Genomic DNA, 15571 nt, shown 5'->3' on the forward strand with positions numbered 1-15571 from the left:
TTATGTTCGTGCTATAATTTAATTACAGTTAATTATTGTTAACTAAATTATAATTTTTTATTAGTGCTTTATACATTTATTAGCAACGTAAGTAAAGAATTTTTAATTATATTGATAAAATTTTTACTATTAAAGTATATCTGTGATTTAAAAACCATGCCAATTAATTAAGTAAAAGGTAAGATTCCCTAATAACTAAAAGGTTCTTAGTTCTGATGCTCAGACATTTTCTTATGGTACAAAGCTCCAAAATCTATCGGATCAATCATTAAAGGTTGAAATCCCGCATCTTGAGTACAACTTGTTATAATTTTTCTAGCGAATGGAAATATCATTGCCGGACAATGGACTGATAGCAAAATTTGATGTTGCTCAGGAGCAATATTAATTAAGTTAAATACACCTGCATATTTTAGCTCTACTTGAAATAATTTATATTTCTCATTTCTTGCTACTGCTTCAATATTTAATTCGACTTCATAAAAATTTTCTTCTGATAGATTAGTGATATTTATATCAAGAGACAAATCAATTTGAGGTCTATGTTCTAAAGCTGCCAAAGAAGATGGAGCATCAGGATTTTCAAGAGATAAATCTTTTATATATTGTGCATTAACAGAAATATGAGGCATTGCCTCGTTTGCATCGGTATTTATTGTACTCATAAAATCCTTTATTAAGAAAAATGGTTATTAAATATATTATAAAAAATTATACTTTATGTTATCTTAAAGTAAAAATTAACATGCTTTTATATAAAATAATTTACATGTATCTTGCAACAAAAAAAGTAACAATTATGTTAAGGGCAAAGTTACACCTAATTGTTTCATATATTTTCCTTGACGATCTGCATAAGATAAGTCGCAAATTTGATCACCTTTTAAAAATAAAAATTGACAAGCCCCCTCATTTGCATAAATCTTAGCCGGCAGCGGTGTAGTATTTGAAAACTCTAGCGTTACATACCCTTCCCATTCTGGTTCTAGAGGCGTAACATTTACTATTATACCGCACCTTGCATAAGTAGATTTACCAACACAAATAACTAATACGTCACGTGGTATTTTAAAATATTCCACAGTTCTTCCAAGTGCAAAGCTATTGGGTGGGATAATGCATACATCTACTTCTCTATCAACTAAATTATATTTATCAAAATTTTTAGGATCAACCATAGTAGAGTTTATATTTGTAAATATTTTAAACTCATTTGATACTCTAGCATCATAGCCATAAGAAGATAAACCATATGAAATAATTTTTTCTGAATCTTTAACCCTTACTTGCTTTTCTGCAAAAGGCTCAATCATTTTATGATTTATAACAGCTTCCCTTATCCATTTATCCGACATTATAGACATAATAAATTTATTATTTAGTTAAACTATAAAATATAACTGATAATTATTTTTAATACAAAGTAATTATGTTTATTTAAAATTGTAATTGCTTTAACTTTGAACCACTTATAATAACATAAGTTGTAATAATACAACATTATACATCTATAAATAAATAATTACAAATTAAAATATGTTTATTTATTGTAAGTTTTAAAAATTATATTATACTTAGCATAAATTAATTTAGCCGCTATAACATAATAACCTTAATTATAGCATATAGTTTCACAAATATATGAGGTTTTAAAGTGAAAAAGTTATTATTAGCAAGTATTATTGGTCTTGCATCTACTACCAGTTTTGCCTCAGGAAGTACTACTCCTGTCATTTCTAGTTCTGATTCTGAAATAAAATTAGAAGGTTTTTATCTATTTGAAAGTGGTTTCTCGAATCAAAATCGTTTAGGTGAATTTGAAAATTTAAGTGATAATAGGAAAAAAACAGCGTTTTATACAGAGGCAGCATTTGCGGCTACTATAACTAAAACTATAAATGATGTAATAGGTGGGGTTAAAATAGTATTACAACCTACTACAAGATCAAAAACATCTACATCTTATAATGGTTCTCACATCTTTATTGAAACTAGTTACGGTAAAGTAGAACTCGGTTCTCCTTATGATGCAGGTAATAAACTTCGTATTACTGGTGGTCAAGTAGCTGCTGGAACAGGTGGATATTGGAGATATATTAACGTTGGTAGTCAATACATGCAATATGAAAAATTAAAACCCGATTTTGATACCAGTCCTAGCTTTTATATAGAGTCATTTTCTAACAATTTTGATGAATTTAATGTTAAAGCTGAGGCAGCTAGAAAGATTAGCTTCTACACCCCTAAAATGAAAGGTTTTCAAGCCGGTATATCTTATACTCCTGATTCTGCTAACACAGGTGGTAATAAAAATATAAATAATGTGGCATTTGACAATTCAGTTACCGGTCTTACTAAAGTTAACACTGGCATAAAGCGTTACAATGTAGAAAACAGTGAAGTTATTACTATTAATCAAAATGTTACAGATTCAGTATCTGGTGGTTTAACTTATGAGCATGCACTTGGTGAAGATGCAGATTTAAAATTATCCGTTACCGGTGAATATGGTAAACCTGCTCGCCTTGCTGTTCGTTCCAAAGGAACAGGTAAAAAATATACTGTATTAAAACCTTATAAACTATCTAACTTAAAAGCTTATAATCTTGGTGCAGTTTTTACATATGGTAATTTCTCATGCGGTGCTTCTTATGGCAATCTAGGAAAAAGTTTAACAACTCCTGAATACCATAAAAATGGTCGTAATACTTATTATTACAACGGAGCTATCGCTTATGGTCAAGGTCCTATTAAAACAAGCCTTAGCTATTTTAAATCTTCAAGATATAAGAACACTGTGGATACTATAACTGTAGCTACAGAATATAAAATTATGCCAGGTTTATTACCATATGCAAAAATTTCACATTTCCAAGCTAAAGGTAAACCAGTATATTATCCTGAAGCTCCTAACAAGAAAACTAAAGGTACTGTTGGTCTGATTGGTACAAAACTTAAGTTCTAATAAAAGTCATTGCGAGGAGAAACTGCAAGTTTCGACGCGGCAATCTTATGAGGTAGTATAAAATTCCTAAGATTGCAACGTCGCTTCGCTCCTCGCAATGACGATTCTTGATCTATACAACAACCCACTGGATAACATTACACCGCAAAAGAATTGCCGCAGCCACATTTTGCTTTAGCTTGCGGATTACTAACATTAAAATATGAACTGCCTAGCTCTTCTATAAAATCAAGAGTGCAATCTAACATAAATTTTTGAGAAATAGGATCGATAATAACAGTAGCATTATGTTTAGTAAAAACATAATCGTCTTTTTCTATAGTATCTTTGGAAACTAGTTCGTAATTATACATTAGCCCAGAGCAACCACCGCTATCAACGGATACTCGCAGCACTAAATCCTTATCTTTTTCTAACTCTATTAATTCCTTTACCCGCTCAAAAGCTCTATCGGTAATTGTGATTGTCACTAAAATAACCTTGTAAAAATCTTATAAATTATATAATATACCTAATATTTCATATTTTTTCAAGGTAGCGTTGTTGTGTGGGTTAAGCTTCAACGTCATTGCGAGGAACTGGTCTTGCCCGCATGGCTCAAGAAATATGTTTGATGTCATCCCGTGGCGGCATTGCCAACGTGGATCGAGAGTTGTCATTGCGAGCGAATGAAATGAGCGTGGCAATCCAGAGAAAATAATAAAAAATGCTATAAGTTAGCATTTTTCACTGGATTGCGTACGTACAATTACTTCGTAATTTCCTCGCAATGACGGAAAAACTGATCCACGCAGGAAACACTAGTACCACAATAAAATAACATAGAGATAAGGACAACAATGCTAGCTTCATATGCTTCTGATCCGCTTAAAAGTCGGGGAAGATTATACAGAGAGATACCGACATCTTACCGCAACGAGTTTGAGCGTGATCGTGATCGTATTATCCATACTAACGCATTCAGGCGTTTGCAGTATAAAACTCAGGTTTTTATCAACCATGAGGGCGATCATTATAGAAATAGGCTAACTCATTCTTTAGAAGTCTCAACAGTCGCTCGCTCGATTGCCAACACTTTAAATCTTTCAAGTGATTTAGCCGAAACCATAGCACTTGCTCATGATCTTGGTCATACACCTTTTGGTCATACGGGAGAGCGAGCTTTGAATGAGTGTATGAAAGAGCATAACGGCTTTTCTCATAATGCTCAATCTCTGAAAATATTAACTTTACTTGAGAAAAGATATGCTGCTTATAGAGGAGTAAACCTTACTTGGGAAGTTTTAGAAGGGATAGTAAAGCATAATGGTCCTATAAGCGGCGAGGTAAATGAGTATATAGAAGAGTATAATAGCCAAAATGATTTAGAGCTTAATACTTACGCTTCTGCTGAAGCTCAAATAGCAGCACTCGCCGATGATATTAGCTATATTTCGCATGATTTGGAAGATAGTATCGGTGCTAAAATTATCGATTTTAATAACCTTGCTGAGCTTAAATATATCGACCAACATGTTTTTGAACTTAAATCAAAATATAAAAATATAAGCTCCTCTTGCTTAATCTATGAAGTAGTACGCAAGCTAATGCATGAACTCATTACCGATTTATTATGGCAAACTAAGACTAATATAAATAAAGAAAAAATTACTCATATAGATGAAATACGTAACCTAAATTATCAAATAGTCGATTTTACAGAAAAAACTAACGAGCGTATTAAAGAGATTAAAAAGTTTTTACATGAGCGGGTTTATAAAAGTAATAGGATTACTTCAATCAGCCTTAAATGTACTAAGATCGTGCAAGGCTTATTTAAGGTTTATATGGAAGATGTTAATTTACTGCCTGTTAATTGGAAGATACAAATAGATTCTAACAATCTGAATAGTAAAGCTAGAATTATTGCCGATTATATAGCCGGTATGACTGATCGCTTTGCTATTCAAGAGTATAACCAACTTTGTTCACTGAACTTTAATAATATTTAAAACTTAATCATGAATATATTTAACAAACTAAAACACGATATAATTACTGCAAGTACGCAGTTATATAATAATTCTGAAATAGCAAATCACGCTAGTATTGAAACTCCGAAAGATAGCTTTAACGGCGATTTATCAAGTAATATCGCAATGATTATTGCTGCCAAAGAAAACGTTCCTCCTCGTGAAGTTGCATTAAAATTCAAAGAAATTCTTAATGAACTACCATATATCGCAAGTATAGAAATAGCCGGACCCGGGTTTATTAATTTTACTATTAAAGCTGATAGCTGGCACACTGCAATTAAAGATATTTTACAAAACGAATCTAAATTTTTTGAAATTGACATAGATAAAAACAAAAATATCAATATCGAATATGTTTCAGCTAATCCAACCGGACCAATGCATATAGGGCATGCAAGAGGTGCAGTATATGGAGATGTGCTTGCAAATATCTTAAAAAAAGTAGGATATCCTGTTACGAAAGAATATTATGTTAACGATGCCGGTTCACAAATAAATGATTTAGTAAGCACAGTAATATTACGTTATAGGGAAGCTTTAGGCGAAAAAATTACTATTACTGAAGGGTTATATCCAGGGGAATATCTAATTCCTGTCGGGCAAGCCCTAGCTAAAGAATACGGTGATAAATTATTAAATATGGATGAGCCAAAAAGGTTTAAAATAGTTAAAAATTTTGCCATTCAAAAAATGCTAGATTTAAATAAAGAAGATTTAAAAGAGCTAGGCGTTAAACACGATGTATTTTTTTCCGAGCAGACATTACACGATAATAGTAAAATAGAAAAAACTGTTAAATTACTAACCGATATGGGGTTAATTTATGAGGGTAGTGTACCTGCTCCCAAAGGTAAAGTCCACGCAGAATGGGAAAACAGAACCCAAGAATTATTTAAGTCTACCAAATACGGTGACGATCAAGATCGCCCTATAAGGAAAGCCGATGGAAGTTGGACATATTTCGCTTCCGATCTTGCATATGCAAAAGATAAAATAGATAGAGGAGCAAATCACTTAATTTATGTGCTTGGTGCTGATCATAGCGGGTATGTCAAAAGAATTGAAGCGATTGTTAAAGCTCTAGGCAAAGAGCAGGTTAAAGTTGATGTTAAAATCTGCCAATTAGTAAATTTTGTTGAAAATGGTGTGCCGGTTAAAATGTCGAAACGTCTTGGAACTTTCGCTAGCGTGCAAGACGTAAATCATGAAGTAGGCAAAGACATTATAAGGTTTATGATGTTAACAAGAGAAAATAATAAGACGCTAGATTTTGACCTAGTAAAAGTAAAAGAACAATCTAAAGAAAATCCTATATTTTATGTCCAATATGCACATGTTAGAACGCTATCGATATTATCGAAAGCTATGGAAACGATTCCGCAATCTTATAATAGCTTTGAAGCTGGCACATATGATTTATCGTTATTATCATCGGAAGAAGAGATTGAGATAATAAAGCTCTTAGCTAGCTGGACAAAAACTTTGGAAACAGCAGCAAAATATTTTGAACCACATAGAGTGGCATTTTATTTGATAAATCTAGCTTCAAAATTTCATGCTTTATGGAACTTTGGTAAGGAAAATAACGATTATAGATTCATAATAGAAAATAATGTAGAGTTAACAACAGCACGCCTTGCTCTTGCTAAAGCCATACAGAAAATTATAGCTAGCGGTCTTGAGGTTATAGGCGTAGAACCGATGGAAAGGATGTAATACCATCGTCATTGCGAGGGGAGCATAGAGACGAAGCAATCTCAGGAGGTTTTATGAGATTGCCACGCTCCTTGCAGTCGCTCGCAATGACGTCTACCTGTACCTACTTTATCATTTACTAATTAATTATGATTAATAATATTTTTACTAAAATATGTTTGGTGTTTTTGATATGTATTGCTGCTATTTATTTTGCTTATCAATATTATCAAGATAGCAAGCCGGTAATTACTATTTATGCAGACGAACTACCTACAAAAATAAAACCCTCTAAAGTAGAAGATATTATGCCGTCTGCGGTGCATAGCACTATATACGAAAACCTTATTTCTAAAAATACCAACCCTAAAAATGCAAAACTTCTTCCTGAACCTGAAAAGCCTGTTAATATAAATTCACGCAATCAAAATGATGACCCTTTTGATATAGATTCTTCGGATGACATATCAAATCTACTTTCTTTAATAGAACCAAATAATACTTCACAAAAAGAGGATACAGGTTTAAATATAATAAAACGTGATAAAGAAAGTACAGATAGCAATAAAAATATAAAAAGTTCTAATAATTCAAATAGCTATAAAGTGCAGCTTGGCTCAGTAAAATCGGAAGCAGATGCAATAAATGAAGGTGAGAGAATAAAAAAGAAATTTCCAAAAATCCTAAAAAACGCTGTTATCACTACTCAAAAAGTTAAATGTGACGATGGAAAATTTTTCTATTTAATATTAGCTGGTAACTATGATAACCTTAGTCAAGCAAAAGCAGTTTGTAAGAAACTGGCACAGAATAAACAAAGCTGTGTGTTGAAGTAGTATACTCGTCTACCCAACTCTTTATTTAATATTTAGTAAGAATAATTTATGACAACAGAGGAAGAAGATTTTGATGAAATTACACTTGAAGAAGATATGTATTTTTCAAAACTCGCAGATAAAAGATTGGAAGAAACTAAACATTGGATAAAGCACGAAGATTTTTGGGGAACTCCTCCTGTCATTGCGAGGAGCATAGCGACTAAGCAATTTCAGAAACCCTTATGAGATTGCCACGCTCCTTATAGTCGCTCGCAATGAAATTTTAAGAGTCATGCAACAAAAAAATTAAATAAATTATGAAAGAAGCTAAAATAGAAAATATTGACTTTGGTAGTGCTTTATCCGAGCGTTATCTTGCTTATGCACTGTCAACGATCATGTCCCGCTCGCTTCCTGACGTACGTGACGGGTTAAAGCCTGTACATCGTCGGTTATTATACGCAATGTTGCAGCTAAGACTTGAACCGAATTCGGGCTATAAGAAATGTGCAAGGGTAGTCGGTGACGTAATCGGTAAATATCACCCACACGGTGATGTTGCAGTATATGATACTTTAGTGCGTCTTGCTCAACATTTTTCCCTCCGCTATCCATTAATTGACGGACAAGGTAATTTCGGCTCTATTGATGGCGATAATGCGGCTGCGATGCGTTACACCGAATCACGTATGACGGAAATATGTACGCTTCTTATGGAAGATATTGACAAGGATACGGTAGATTTCCGTCCAACATACGACGATTCCGATTTAGAGCCAGTTATAATGCCGGCAAGCTTTCCGAACTTGCTTGCTAATGGCTCAGAGGGCATAGCGGTCGGTATGGCAACTAATATTCCACCGCATAATTTGCATGAGCTTTGTGATGCTTTAGTGCATTTAATCGATCATCCGAAAGCCGAAATTAGCGACATGATGAATTTCATTAAAGGACCTGATTTTCCGACCGGCGGTATAATTATCGATAAAAGCGATGTTATCACTAGTGCCTATATGACGGGACGCGGTAGCTTTAGGGTAAGAGCTAGGTGGGAAAAAGAAGAGCTAAATTATGGCGTATATCAGATAGTTGTAACCGAAATACCTTATCAAGTTCAGAAGTCAAAGCTTATAGAGCAAATTGCGATATTGCTAAAAGATAAAAAAATACCGCTTGTTAGCAATATCAGGGATGAGTCAACCGATATTATCAGGCTTGTTATCGAGCCAAGAGATCGCAGCTGTGACCCGCAAATCGTTATGGAGTCCTTATTTAAGCTGTCAAATCTTGAAAGCCGTATCCAGCTAAATATGAATGTCATCGGTAGTAATAACGTGCCGAAAGTGATGAATATTTTAGAGGTTCTGCAAGAGTTTTTAAGCCACAGACAAAATATTATTACTCGTAGATCAACTTATCTATTAAACAAAATAAAGCATCGTTTGGAAATCCTAGAGGGTTTACGAATAGCTTATCTGAACCTTGATGAGATCATTAAAATTATCCGTGAAGAGGATGAGCCGAAAGCGATAATGATGCAGCGTTTTAAACTAACCGAAATTCAAGTAGAGGCAATATTAAATACTCGCCTACGTTCACTTCGTAAACTTGAAGAGCAAGAAATTATAACTGAACATAGTAATTTGCAAAAGCAACAAGCAATACTTGAAGAAATCTTAAATAATCCAAAAGAGCTATGGAAAGTCGTTAAAAAAGAAATAAAAGCTGTGCAGGCTAAATTCGCCTTAAATACTACGATAGGAGCGAGGCGAACTAGTTTTGAAGAAGTGACGCTGACGAATCAAGTAGTTGACATAACGGCTTTTATCACTAAAGAACCGATCACTATTATCTGCTCGAAAATGGGCTGGGTGCGTTCGCTAAAAGGTCATAATAACGATTTATCTAGTATTAAATATAAAGAGGGCGATGCAGAAAAGTTTATTTTAGAGGCTTACACAACCGATAAAATATTGATAATCAGCTCAGAAGGAAGATTTTTCACCCTCCTTGCCGATAATATTTCTAAAGGCAAAGGCACGGGTGAGTCTATAAAATTGCTTGTAGATATAGGCAATAATGATATTACTGAGATTTTAGTCTATAAACCAGATCAGCTTTTATTGTTTGCAAGCAGCATAGGTAAAGGCTTTGTGGTTAATTCAAACGAGGTAATGGCTCAAACAAAAAGTGGTAAACAAATTATGAATGTGCCAGATGGTCATACATGTATAGCCTGTTTACCGGTTAATGGCGATAGCGTTGCTTGCATTGGTGAAAGCCGCAAGTTGTTGGTGTTTAATATCGATGAAATACCGGAAATGAAGAAAGGACAAGGCGTAACGCTACAAAAGTTTAAAAACGCAAAGCTTTTAGATATTAAAATATTTAATAGGGCAGATGGCTTAAGCTGGAATAGTAATGGGAAAGTGAAACTTGAGAAGAATATTATTGCCTTTTTAGGTAAACGAGGTAGCACCGGTAAACTACCCCCTATGGGCTTCCCAAAGAATAATAGGTTTAGTTAAAATACACTTGAATAATACGGCAATTTGCCGTATACTGTAAAAGTATAAATTGTTTCTTAGGTCATTTATGAAAGCTAAAATAAAAGAAGAATTTAGTGATAGTAACACCAACCATTCAGCACGATTAGAAGCTAGAATTAGCCCTGAGTTAAAAAATTTATTTTCAAAAGCAGCAAAAATGCAAGGTACTAGTTTAACTAATTTTATCATTGCTAGTGCTAAAAAAGAAGCAGACGCAACTTTTAAGCAGCAAACATTAATCGATTTGACATTACAAGATAAAATACACTTAATTAAAAATTGTATAAACGACTCTTCTCCAAGTGAAGAATTACAAAAAGCAGCAAAAGAATTCTTAAAATTACCTAATCTACAATGATACTGCTTTCAGAACTTAAAATATTTTCTTTTAATAAAAATTTTGATCTCAAAAATTTTGATTGTGGGGAAAATATACTAAATGATTATTTAAGAAAATATGCTTCTCAAGATTTAAAAAGATATTTAACTTCGGTATATATTTGTAGCACAGAAGATCAAAAAGAAGTAATAGGTTATTATACTCTATCTTCTAACAGAATTGATGTATCAGAAATATCAAAAGAACAAAATTGGTAAGTTACTTTTAATGAATGCTCTTTATAAGTCTTACAAATCAGGTATTGCAGCTTTTGCTGTTATTGTTGAAGCAAAAAATATAGAGGCACGGAACTTTTATAAAAAATATGGATTTAATGAATTTTTAGATAATCCTGATAAACTGTTTTTATCTATGTCCCAAATTGCTAAATTATTTTAGCAGCTAATCTATAATACTCACAATATTTTTTGATAGGGCAGATTTCACAGTCGGGCTTTCTTGCCTTGCAAATATATCTGCCGTGCAGAATTAGCCAGTGATGAGCATGGCTTAGCCATTTTGCATCGATAATTTGCAGTAGCTCCTTTTCAACTGCTTCAGGAGTGTTACCTTTAGCAAGCCCTATTCTTTTTGCTACTCTAAATACATGCGTATCAACTGCCATTGTCGGTAAGCCAAATAAACAATTAAGTACAACATTTGCAGTTTTTCTTCCAACACCAGGCAGTTTAACTAACTCTTCAAAATTATTTGGCACTTTGCTATCATAATTGCTTATCAATATTTGACATAAAGCGATGATATTTTTTGCTTTACTATTAAATAGCCCAATAGATTTTATATATTTTTTTAAGCCCTCTTCACCAAGCCCTAAAATTTTTTCTGGTGTATCATAAGTTTCAAACAGCGATTTAGTCGCTAAATTCACTGACACATCAGTAGCTTGAGCTGATAATATTACCGCTACTAATAGGGTAAAATCGTTTTTATAAACTAACTCAGTTTTTGGGTTTTTATTATTCTTGCTAAAAACTTCAAAGATTTTATTAACTATTTCTGCTTGCATAGTGTATAATGTTACAAATAAAATTAAACATATCAGGTTTTTAATGTTAGAAAATAAAAGTTTTAAATTTATAGAAAATGAGATAAAAAATAATAAAGTAGTATTATTTATGAAAGGCACTAAGGAAGCTCCTATGTGTGGGTTTTCCGGTAAAGTAGTTGCTATTTTGACTAAGCTAGGAACAGAATTTCGTGATATTGATGTTCTATCAGACCCTGAATTGCGTGAGTCTTTAAAAATTTTTAGCGATTGGCCAACATTCCCACAATTATATGTTAATGGCGAATTAGTTGGTGGCTGCGACATCGTAACAGAACTATATAATAGCGGTGAACTCGAGAAGATGCTGAAATAATATTGTCATACCGCGATCAAGTCGCGGTATGACGGGTTTGAATCATGAACAAAAATTTTGAATATCCTGAAATAGCAAGTTTAGAACAACCAGCAAAAAAGCTAGTAGTATTGCTACATGGTGTCGGTTCGGACGGTCACGATTTAATAGGATTAGTACCATATATTAAAGACGATTTACCAGATTGTCATTTTATTTCGCCACATGGCATCGAGCCTTATGATATGGCTCCATATGGCAGACAATGGTTTAGTTTACAGGATCGTAACTCTGATATTATATCTAAGCTTCTGGTAAAAAATATTTCTAAGCTTGAAGATATCATAAAGCAAAAACAAGAAGAGCTAAATTTAACCAATAAAGATACGATAATTATTGGATTTTCTCAAGGTACTATGATCGGGTTATATTTAACTCTCATTCAAAAAGACCCGTTTTATTGTACTGTAGGTTTTTCGGGTGCATTAATTCCGCCTGCTGAGATTAATAATAAGACCACACCTATATGTTTGATTCATGGAGAGCTAGATGAGGTAGTAAGCGTTAATGAAATGTATAACGCCTCGCACTATTTATCCAAATATCATATACCTCATAGCGGGCATAAATTAACAAGACTTAGCCATTCAATAGATGGTAAAGGGATTGAGATTGCCGTTAATTTTGTAAATGGATGTCATTGCGAGCAGCCGTAGGCTGCGTGGCAATCTCAGGACTTTGGCATGAGATTGCTTCGTCAAAATTTTCAATTTTTCCTCGCAATGACGACTATATATCTCAACAACAGAACCAAAAAATACATGAGGCATAATGAACATTTTTAATAACAAGTTACAAGAAATAGATAAAGAAATTTTCGAAATAATTAAGCACGAGAAAGCTCGTCAGAATAGTGTGATTGAGCTTATTGCCTCTGAGAATTTCGTAAGCCCTGCGGTGCTTGAAGCTCAAGGCTCAGTGCTGACTAATAAATATGCTGAAGGATATTCAGGTAAGCGTTTTTATAATGGCTGTGAAGAAGTAGATAAAGCCGAAAATTTGGCGATAGAGCGAGCAAAAAAGCTATTTAACTGTAAATATGCCAACGTGCAACCTCATTCCGGTTCGCAAGCAAATCAAGCTGTATATCTTGCTTTAATGCAGCCTGGTGATACTGTGCTTGGTATGTCTTTAGATAGCGGAGGACATTTAACACACGGCTCAACTGCTAATATATCAGGTAAGTGGTTTAATGCAGTTTCTTATAGCGTCGATAAAGAGACTTACTTAATTGATTATGATGAAGTTCAGCGATTAGCAGAGCTACACAAGCCAAAATTGCTTATAGCTGGTTTTTCAGCTTACCCACGCAATCTTGATTTTGCTAAATTCAGAGAAATAGCTGATAAAGTAGGAGCATATCTTATGGCTGATATCGCTCATATTGCGGGGTTAGTTGCGGCAGGTGAGCATGAAAGCCCTATTCCGCACGCTCATATTGTTACCTCAACTACCCACAAAACACTTAGAGGACCAAGGGGTGGCTTAATTTTGTCTAACGATGAAGAGATCGGCAAAAAAATAAATTCTGCTTTATTCCCGGGTTTGCAAGGTGGTCCATTAATGCATATAATAGCAGCAAAAGCCGTAGCATTTTTAGAAAGCTTGCAGCCGGAATATAAACACTATATAAAACAAGTTATAAGTAATGCTAAGGCTTTAGCTGGTAGTTTGCAAGAACGAGGATATGATATATTAACAGGTGGCACTGATAATCATATTGTGCTGGTGGATCTACGAAAAGACGGCATTACCGGTAAAATTGCTGCTAATTCTTTAGATAGAGCAGGTATTACTTGCAATAAAAATGCTATTCCTTTTGATGAAACTTCGCCTTTTATTACTTCAGGTATTAGACTTGGCACACCAGCTTGCACTACTAGAGGATTTAAGGAAAAAGATTTTGTGCTAGTTGGTCATTTAATAGCTGATATTTTAGATGGCTTAAAGAATAGCGAAGATAATAGCAAAGCCGAGCAGAAAGTATTAAGCGAAGTAACAAAATTAATTAAATTATTTCCATTTTATGACTAATTTAGATAGACATCTTTCCAAATTCGCTTATAGAGAGGAATTTGCAGGAAACACGGAACGCAGCACCGCAGCGTACAAAGAAGTACGTGAGGATGCGAGTACCGGATTGACGCCCAAATTACCTCTAGAAGTAGAATTTGGAAAGATGTCTAAAAGACCTGATTGGATTAAGGTTAAAGCTCCTAACTCTTCAGAATATTATAATACAAAAGATTTAATAAAAAATCTCAAGTTAAATACTGTATGTGAGGAAGCTGCTTGCCCTAATATTGGTGAATGCTGGTCAAAGAAACATGCAACTGTGATGATTCTCGGCTCGGTTTGTACTAGAGCTTGCAGATTTTGTAACGTTAAAACTGGCAGACCGGATTTACTTGATCCGCATGAACCGCAAAGACTAGCGGAGGCAGTACAAAAGCTGGGTCTTAAACATGTAGTAATTACTTCGGTTGATCGTGACGATCTAGAGGACGGCGGAGCTACGCATTTTGCTGAGTATATTAGTGCAATTCGTAAGTCTTCACCAAATACTACTATCGAGATTTTAACCCCTGATTTTTTAAGAAAAGATGGAGCAGCTGAAATAATAGCGAACGCAAAACCTGATGTTTTTAACCATAATGTTGAGACTGTCCCATCTTTATATAAGACAATTAGACCAGGAGCTAGATATTATAATTCTCTAAGTTTACTCCATAATATCAAGAAATTATCACCGGAAGTTTTTACAAAATCCGGTATGATGGTAGGGCTTGGGGAAGAAATCAGCGAAGTAGTGCAAGTTATGGATGATTTAAGGGAAGCAAAGGTTGATTTCCTGACTATTGGGCAGTATTTGCAACCTACGAAGAATCACGCAGAAGTGGCAAAATATGTTACTCCTGAAGAGTTTAAATATTTAGAGCGAGTAGCACGCACAAAAGGATTTTTGATGGTTTCAGCAAGCCCTCTAACCCGCTCTTCATACCATGCTGACGAGGATTTTGAGAAGTTAAAGGAAAATTATAGGCATCGTCATTGCGAGGAAAGGCGAAGCCTTGACGTGGCAATCTCATAAAACAGTATAAGTTCCTGAGATTGCTTCGTCAAATTACTTTGTAATTTTCCTCGCAATGACGACAAAAATTATATAATAATGATAAACGTAGAGATTATAAAAAACTACAGCAAATGGCGTGAGCATAAGCAAATAAATAAGGCTTTGATTAAAAAAATTACTCAAAAAACCTTATCGCAATTCGAAAATTTTAGTGAAATAAAACAATTCGAACTATCGATTTTGCTGACAAATAACGAAGAAATATTGACCTTAAACAAGCAATTTCGTAATATAGAAAAAGCAACTAACGTTCTTTCTTTTCCTGCTAATGAATTAAATTGGCAAGATTTACATTTTAGCGGTAACAAGGTAGTATCTAGTAATCAGCCTATTATCCTTGAAAATTTAGGGGATTCTGATTATATGCATTTAGGGGATATAGCATTTTGCTATGATGTAATATATAATGAATCATACGAGCAACAAAAAACTTTTGAGAATCACTTTATTCATCTTTTAATACATAGTATTTTACACTTAATCGGGTTCGATCATCAAAATGACACAGAAACAAAGATCATGGAAAATCTAGAAATCGAGATATTAGCACATTTCGGTATATCCTCGCCCTATTTATTAACTAAATAAAAAAATTT

Annotated in this window: 18 protein-coding genes; 14 read left to right on the forward strand and 4 right to left on the reverse strand. The window is 33.9% G+C overall.

The annotated features are described in order from the left end of the window. Window positions 1–206 precede the first annotated feature (206 nt). Together secB and dcd are read right to left on the reverse strand one after the other, a co-directional pair. Window positions 207–665, reverse strand: coding sequence for a protein-export chaperone SecB (gene secB, locus AAGD54_RS08530; RefSeq protein ID WP_341794599.1), 459 nt, complete (start codon window positions 663–665; stop codon window positions 207–209). A gap of 132 nt (window positions 666–797) precedes the next feature. Further along, entirely contained in the window at window positions 798–1364 is a 567-nt protein-coding gene (gene dcd / locus AAGD54_RS08535; protein ID WP_341794600.1) for a dCTP deaminase, read from the reverse strand. Between the two features lie 290 nt (window positions 1365–1654). Between dcd and AAGD54_RS08540 the strand changes: the two genes are divergently transcribed. Next, complete coding sequence (locus tag AAGD54_RS08540; protein WP_341794601.1) at window positions 1655–2965, forward strand: porin; 1311 nt, start codon at window positions 1655–1657, stop codon at window positions 2963–2965. Window positions 2966–3102: 137 nt separating this feature from the next. Here the strand turns inward: AAGD54_RS08540 and AAGD54_RS08545 are convergent, their stop codons facing one another. Continuing rightward, entirely contained in the window at window positions 3103–3435 is a 333-nt protein-coding gene (locus AAGD54_RS08545) for an iron-sulfur cluster assembly accessory protein (protein WP_341788475.1), read from the reverse strand. 369 nt (window positions 3436–3804) lie between these two features. On the opposite strand from AAGD54_RS08545, the gene AAGD54_RS08550 reads away from it, so the two are divergent. From AAGD54_RS08550 to AAGD54_RS08585, 8 genes are all read left to right on the forward strand, one after another. Next, the gene (locus AAGD54_RS08550; RefSeq protein ID WP_341794602.1) at window positions 3805–4956 is read left to right on the forward strand and encodes a deoxyguanosinetriphosphate triphosphohydrolase; all 1152 of its coding nucleotides are present in this window, start codon (window positions 3805–3807) and stop codon (window positions 4954–4956) included. A 9-nt stretch (window positions 4957–4965) separates the two neighbouring features. After that, on the forward strand, window positions 4966–6696 hold the full coding sequence (gene argS, locus AAGD54_RS08555; protein ID WP_341794603.1) for an arginine--tRNA ligase: 1731 nt from the start codon (window positions 4966–4968) through the stop codon (window positions 6694–6696). A gap of 128 nt (window positions 6697–6824) precedes the next feature. Next, a complete protein-coding gene (locus AAGD54_RS08560) occupies window positions 6825–7511 on the forward strand; it encodes an SPOR domain-containing protein (protein ID WP_341794604.1) in 687 nt (228 codons plus the stop codon). 48 nt (window positions 7512–7559) lie between these two features. Then, window positions 7560–7739 (forward strand): hypothetical protein, encoded by a 180-nt coding sequence (locus AAGD54_RS08565; protein WP_341788479.1) that lies wholly within the window; start codon window positions 7560–7562, stop codon window positions 7737–7739. A 71-nt stretch (window positions 7740–7810) separates the two neighbouring features. Beyond that, window positions 7811–10021 (forward strand): DNA topoisomerase IV subunit A, encoded by a 2211-nt coding sequence (parC, locus tag AAGD54_RS08570; protein ID WP_341794605.1) that lies wholly within the window; start codon window positions 7811–7813, stop codon window positions 10019–10021. A gap of 67 nt (window positions 10022–10088) precedes the next feature. Further along, a complete protein-coding gene (locus AAGD54_RS08575) occupies window positions 10089–10400 on the forward strand; it encodes a DUF1778 domain-containing protein (RefSeq protein WP_341794606.1) in 312 nt (103 codons plus the stop codon). Next, entirely contained in the window at window positions 10397–10639 is a 243-nt protein-coding gene (locus AAGD54_RS08580; RefSeq protein WP_341794607.1) for a hypothetical protein, read from the forward strand. The genes AAGD54_RS08575 and AAGD54_RS08580 overlap by 4 nt, the downstream gene beginning before the upstream one ends. A gap of 10 nt (window positions 10640–10649) precedes the next feature. Continuing rightward, window positions 10650–10820: a hypothetical protein gene (locus AAGD54_RS08585; RefSeq protein ID WP_083198498.1), complete on the forward strand. Its 171-nt coding sequence runs from the start codon at window positions 10650–10652 to the stop codon at window positions 10818–10820. On the opposite strand, the gene nth is transcribed toward AAGD54_RS08585, so the two are convergent. Beyond that, on the reverse strand, window positions 10807–11448 hold the full coding sequence (gene nth / locus AAGD54_RS08590; protein ID WP_341788484.1) for an endonuclease III: 642 nt from the start codon (window positions 11446–11448) through the stop codon (window positions 10807–10809). The two genes, AAGD54_RS08585 and nth, sit on opposite strands and share 14 nt — an antisense overlap. 43 nt (window positions 11449–11491) lie before the next feature. Between nth and grxD the strand changes: the two genes are divergently transcribed. The 5 genes from grxD (at window position 11492) to ybeY (ending at window position 15563) form a co-directional block, all read left to right on the forward strand. Further along, window positions 11492–11803, forward strand: a complete 312-nt coding sequence (gene grxD / locus AAGD54_RS08595; protein WP_341788485.1) for a Grx4 family monothiol glutaredoxin — start codon at window positions 11492–11494, stop codon at window positions 11801–11803. 44 nt (window positions 11804–11847) lie between these two features. Continuing rightward, window positions 11848–12498, forward strand: a complete 651-nt coding sequence (locus AAGD54_RS08600; protein WP_341794608.1) for a dienelactone hydrolase family protein — start codon at window positions 11848–11850, stop codon at window positions 12496–12498. A 115-nt stretch (window positions 12499–12613) separates the two neighbouring features. Further along, window positions 12614–13876, forward strand: a complete 1263-nt coding sequence (gene glyA, locus AAGD54_RS08605; protein ID WP_341788487.1) for a serine hydroxymethyltransferase — start codon at window positions 12614–12616, stop codon at window positions 13874–13876. Window positions 13877–14021: 145 nt separating this feature from the next. Next, a complete protein-coding gene (lipA, locus tag AAGD54_RS08610; RefSeq protein WP_410525921.1) occupies window positions 14022–14933 on the forward strand; it encodes a lipoyl synthase in 912 nt (303 codons plus the stop codon). A gap of 78 nt (window positions 14934–15011) precedes the next feature. Then, a complete protein-coding gene (ybeY, locus tag AAGD54_RS08615; RefSeq protein WP_341788489.1) occupies window positions 15012–15563 on the forward strand; it encodes an rRNA maturation RNase YbeY in 552 nt (183 codons plus the stop codon). The last annotated feature ends 8 nt before the right edge of the window (window positions 15564–15571 follow it).

The organism is Rickettsia endosymbiont of Rhinocyllus conicus, from assembly GCF_964026465.1.
Classification (GTDB): Bacteria; Pseudomonadota; Alphaproteobacteria; order Rickettsiales; family Rickettsiaceae; genus Rickettsia.

Coding starts and splice junctions, on each gene's coding strand:
- secB (WP_341794599.1), bottom strand. CDS start 665: ATGAGTACAATAAATACCGATGCAAACGAGGCAATGCCTCATATTTCT.
- dcd (WP_341794600.1), bottom strand. CDS start 1,364: ATGTCTATAATGTCGGATAAATGGATAAGGGAAGCTGTTATAAATCAT.
- AAGD54_RS08550 (WP_341794602.1), top strand. CDS start 3,805: ATGCTAGCTTCATATGCTTCTGATCCGCTTAAAAGTCGGGGAAGATTA.
- argS (WP_341794603.1), top strand. CDS start 4,966: ATGAATATATTTAACAAACTAAAACACGATATAATTACTGCAAGTACG.
- AAGD54_RS08560 (WP_341794604.1), top strand. CDS start 6,825: ATGATTAATAATATTTTTACTAAAATATGTTTGGTGTTTTTGATATGT.
- AAGD54_RS08565 (WP_341788479.1), top strand. CDS start 7,560: ATGACAACAGAGGAAGAAGATTTTGATGAAATTACACTTGAAGAAGAT.
- parC (WP_341794605.1), top strand. CDS start 7,811: ATGAAAGAAGCTAAAATAGAAAATATTGACTTTGGTAGTGCTTTATCC.
- AAGD54_RS08575 (WP_341794606.1), top strand. CDS start 10,089: ATGAAAGCTAAAATAAAAGAAGAATTTAGTGATAGTAACACCAACCAT.
- AAGD54_RS08580 (WP_341794607.1), top strand. CDS start 10,397: ATGATACTGCTTTCAGAACTTAAAATATTTTCTTTTAATAAAAATTTT.
- AAGD54_RS08585 (WP_083198498.1), top strand. CDS start 10,650: ATGAATGCTCTTTATAAGTCTTACAAATCAGGTATTGCAGCTTTTGCT.
- nth (WP_341788484.1), bottom strand. CDS start 11,448: ATGCAAGCAGAAATAGTTAATAAAATCTTTGAAGTTTTTAGCAAGAAT.
- grxD (WP_341788485.1), top strand. CDS start 11,492: ATGTTAGAAAATAAAAGTTTTAAATTTATAGAAAATGAGATAAAAAAT.
- AAGD54_RS08600 (WP_341794608.1), top strand. CDS start 11,848: ATGAACAAAAATTTTGAATATCCTGAAATAGCAAGTTTAGAACAACCA.
- glyA (WP_341788487.1), top strand. CDS start 12,614: ATGAACATTTTTAATAACAAGTTACAAGAAATAGATAAAGAAATTTTC.
- lipA (WP_410525921.1), top strand. CDS start 14,022: ATGTCTAAAAGACCTGATTGGATTAAGGTTAAAGCTCCTAACTCTTCA.
- ybeY (WP_341788489.1), top strand. CDS start 15,012: ATGATAAACGTAGAGATTATAAAAAACTACAGCAAATGGCGTGAGCAT.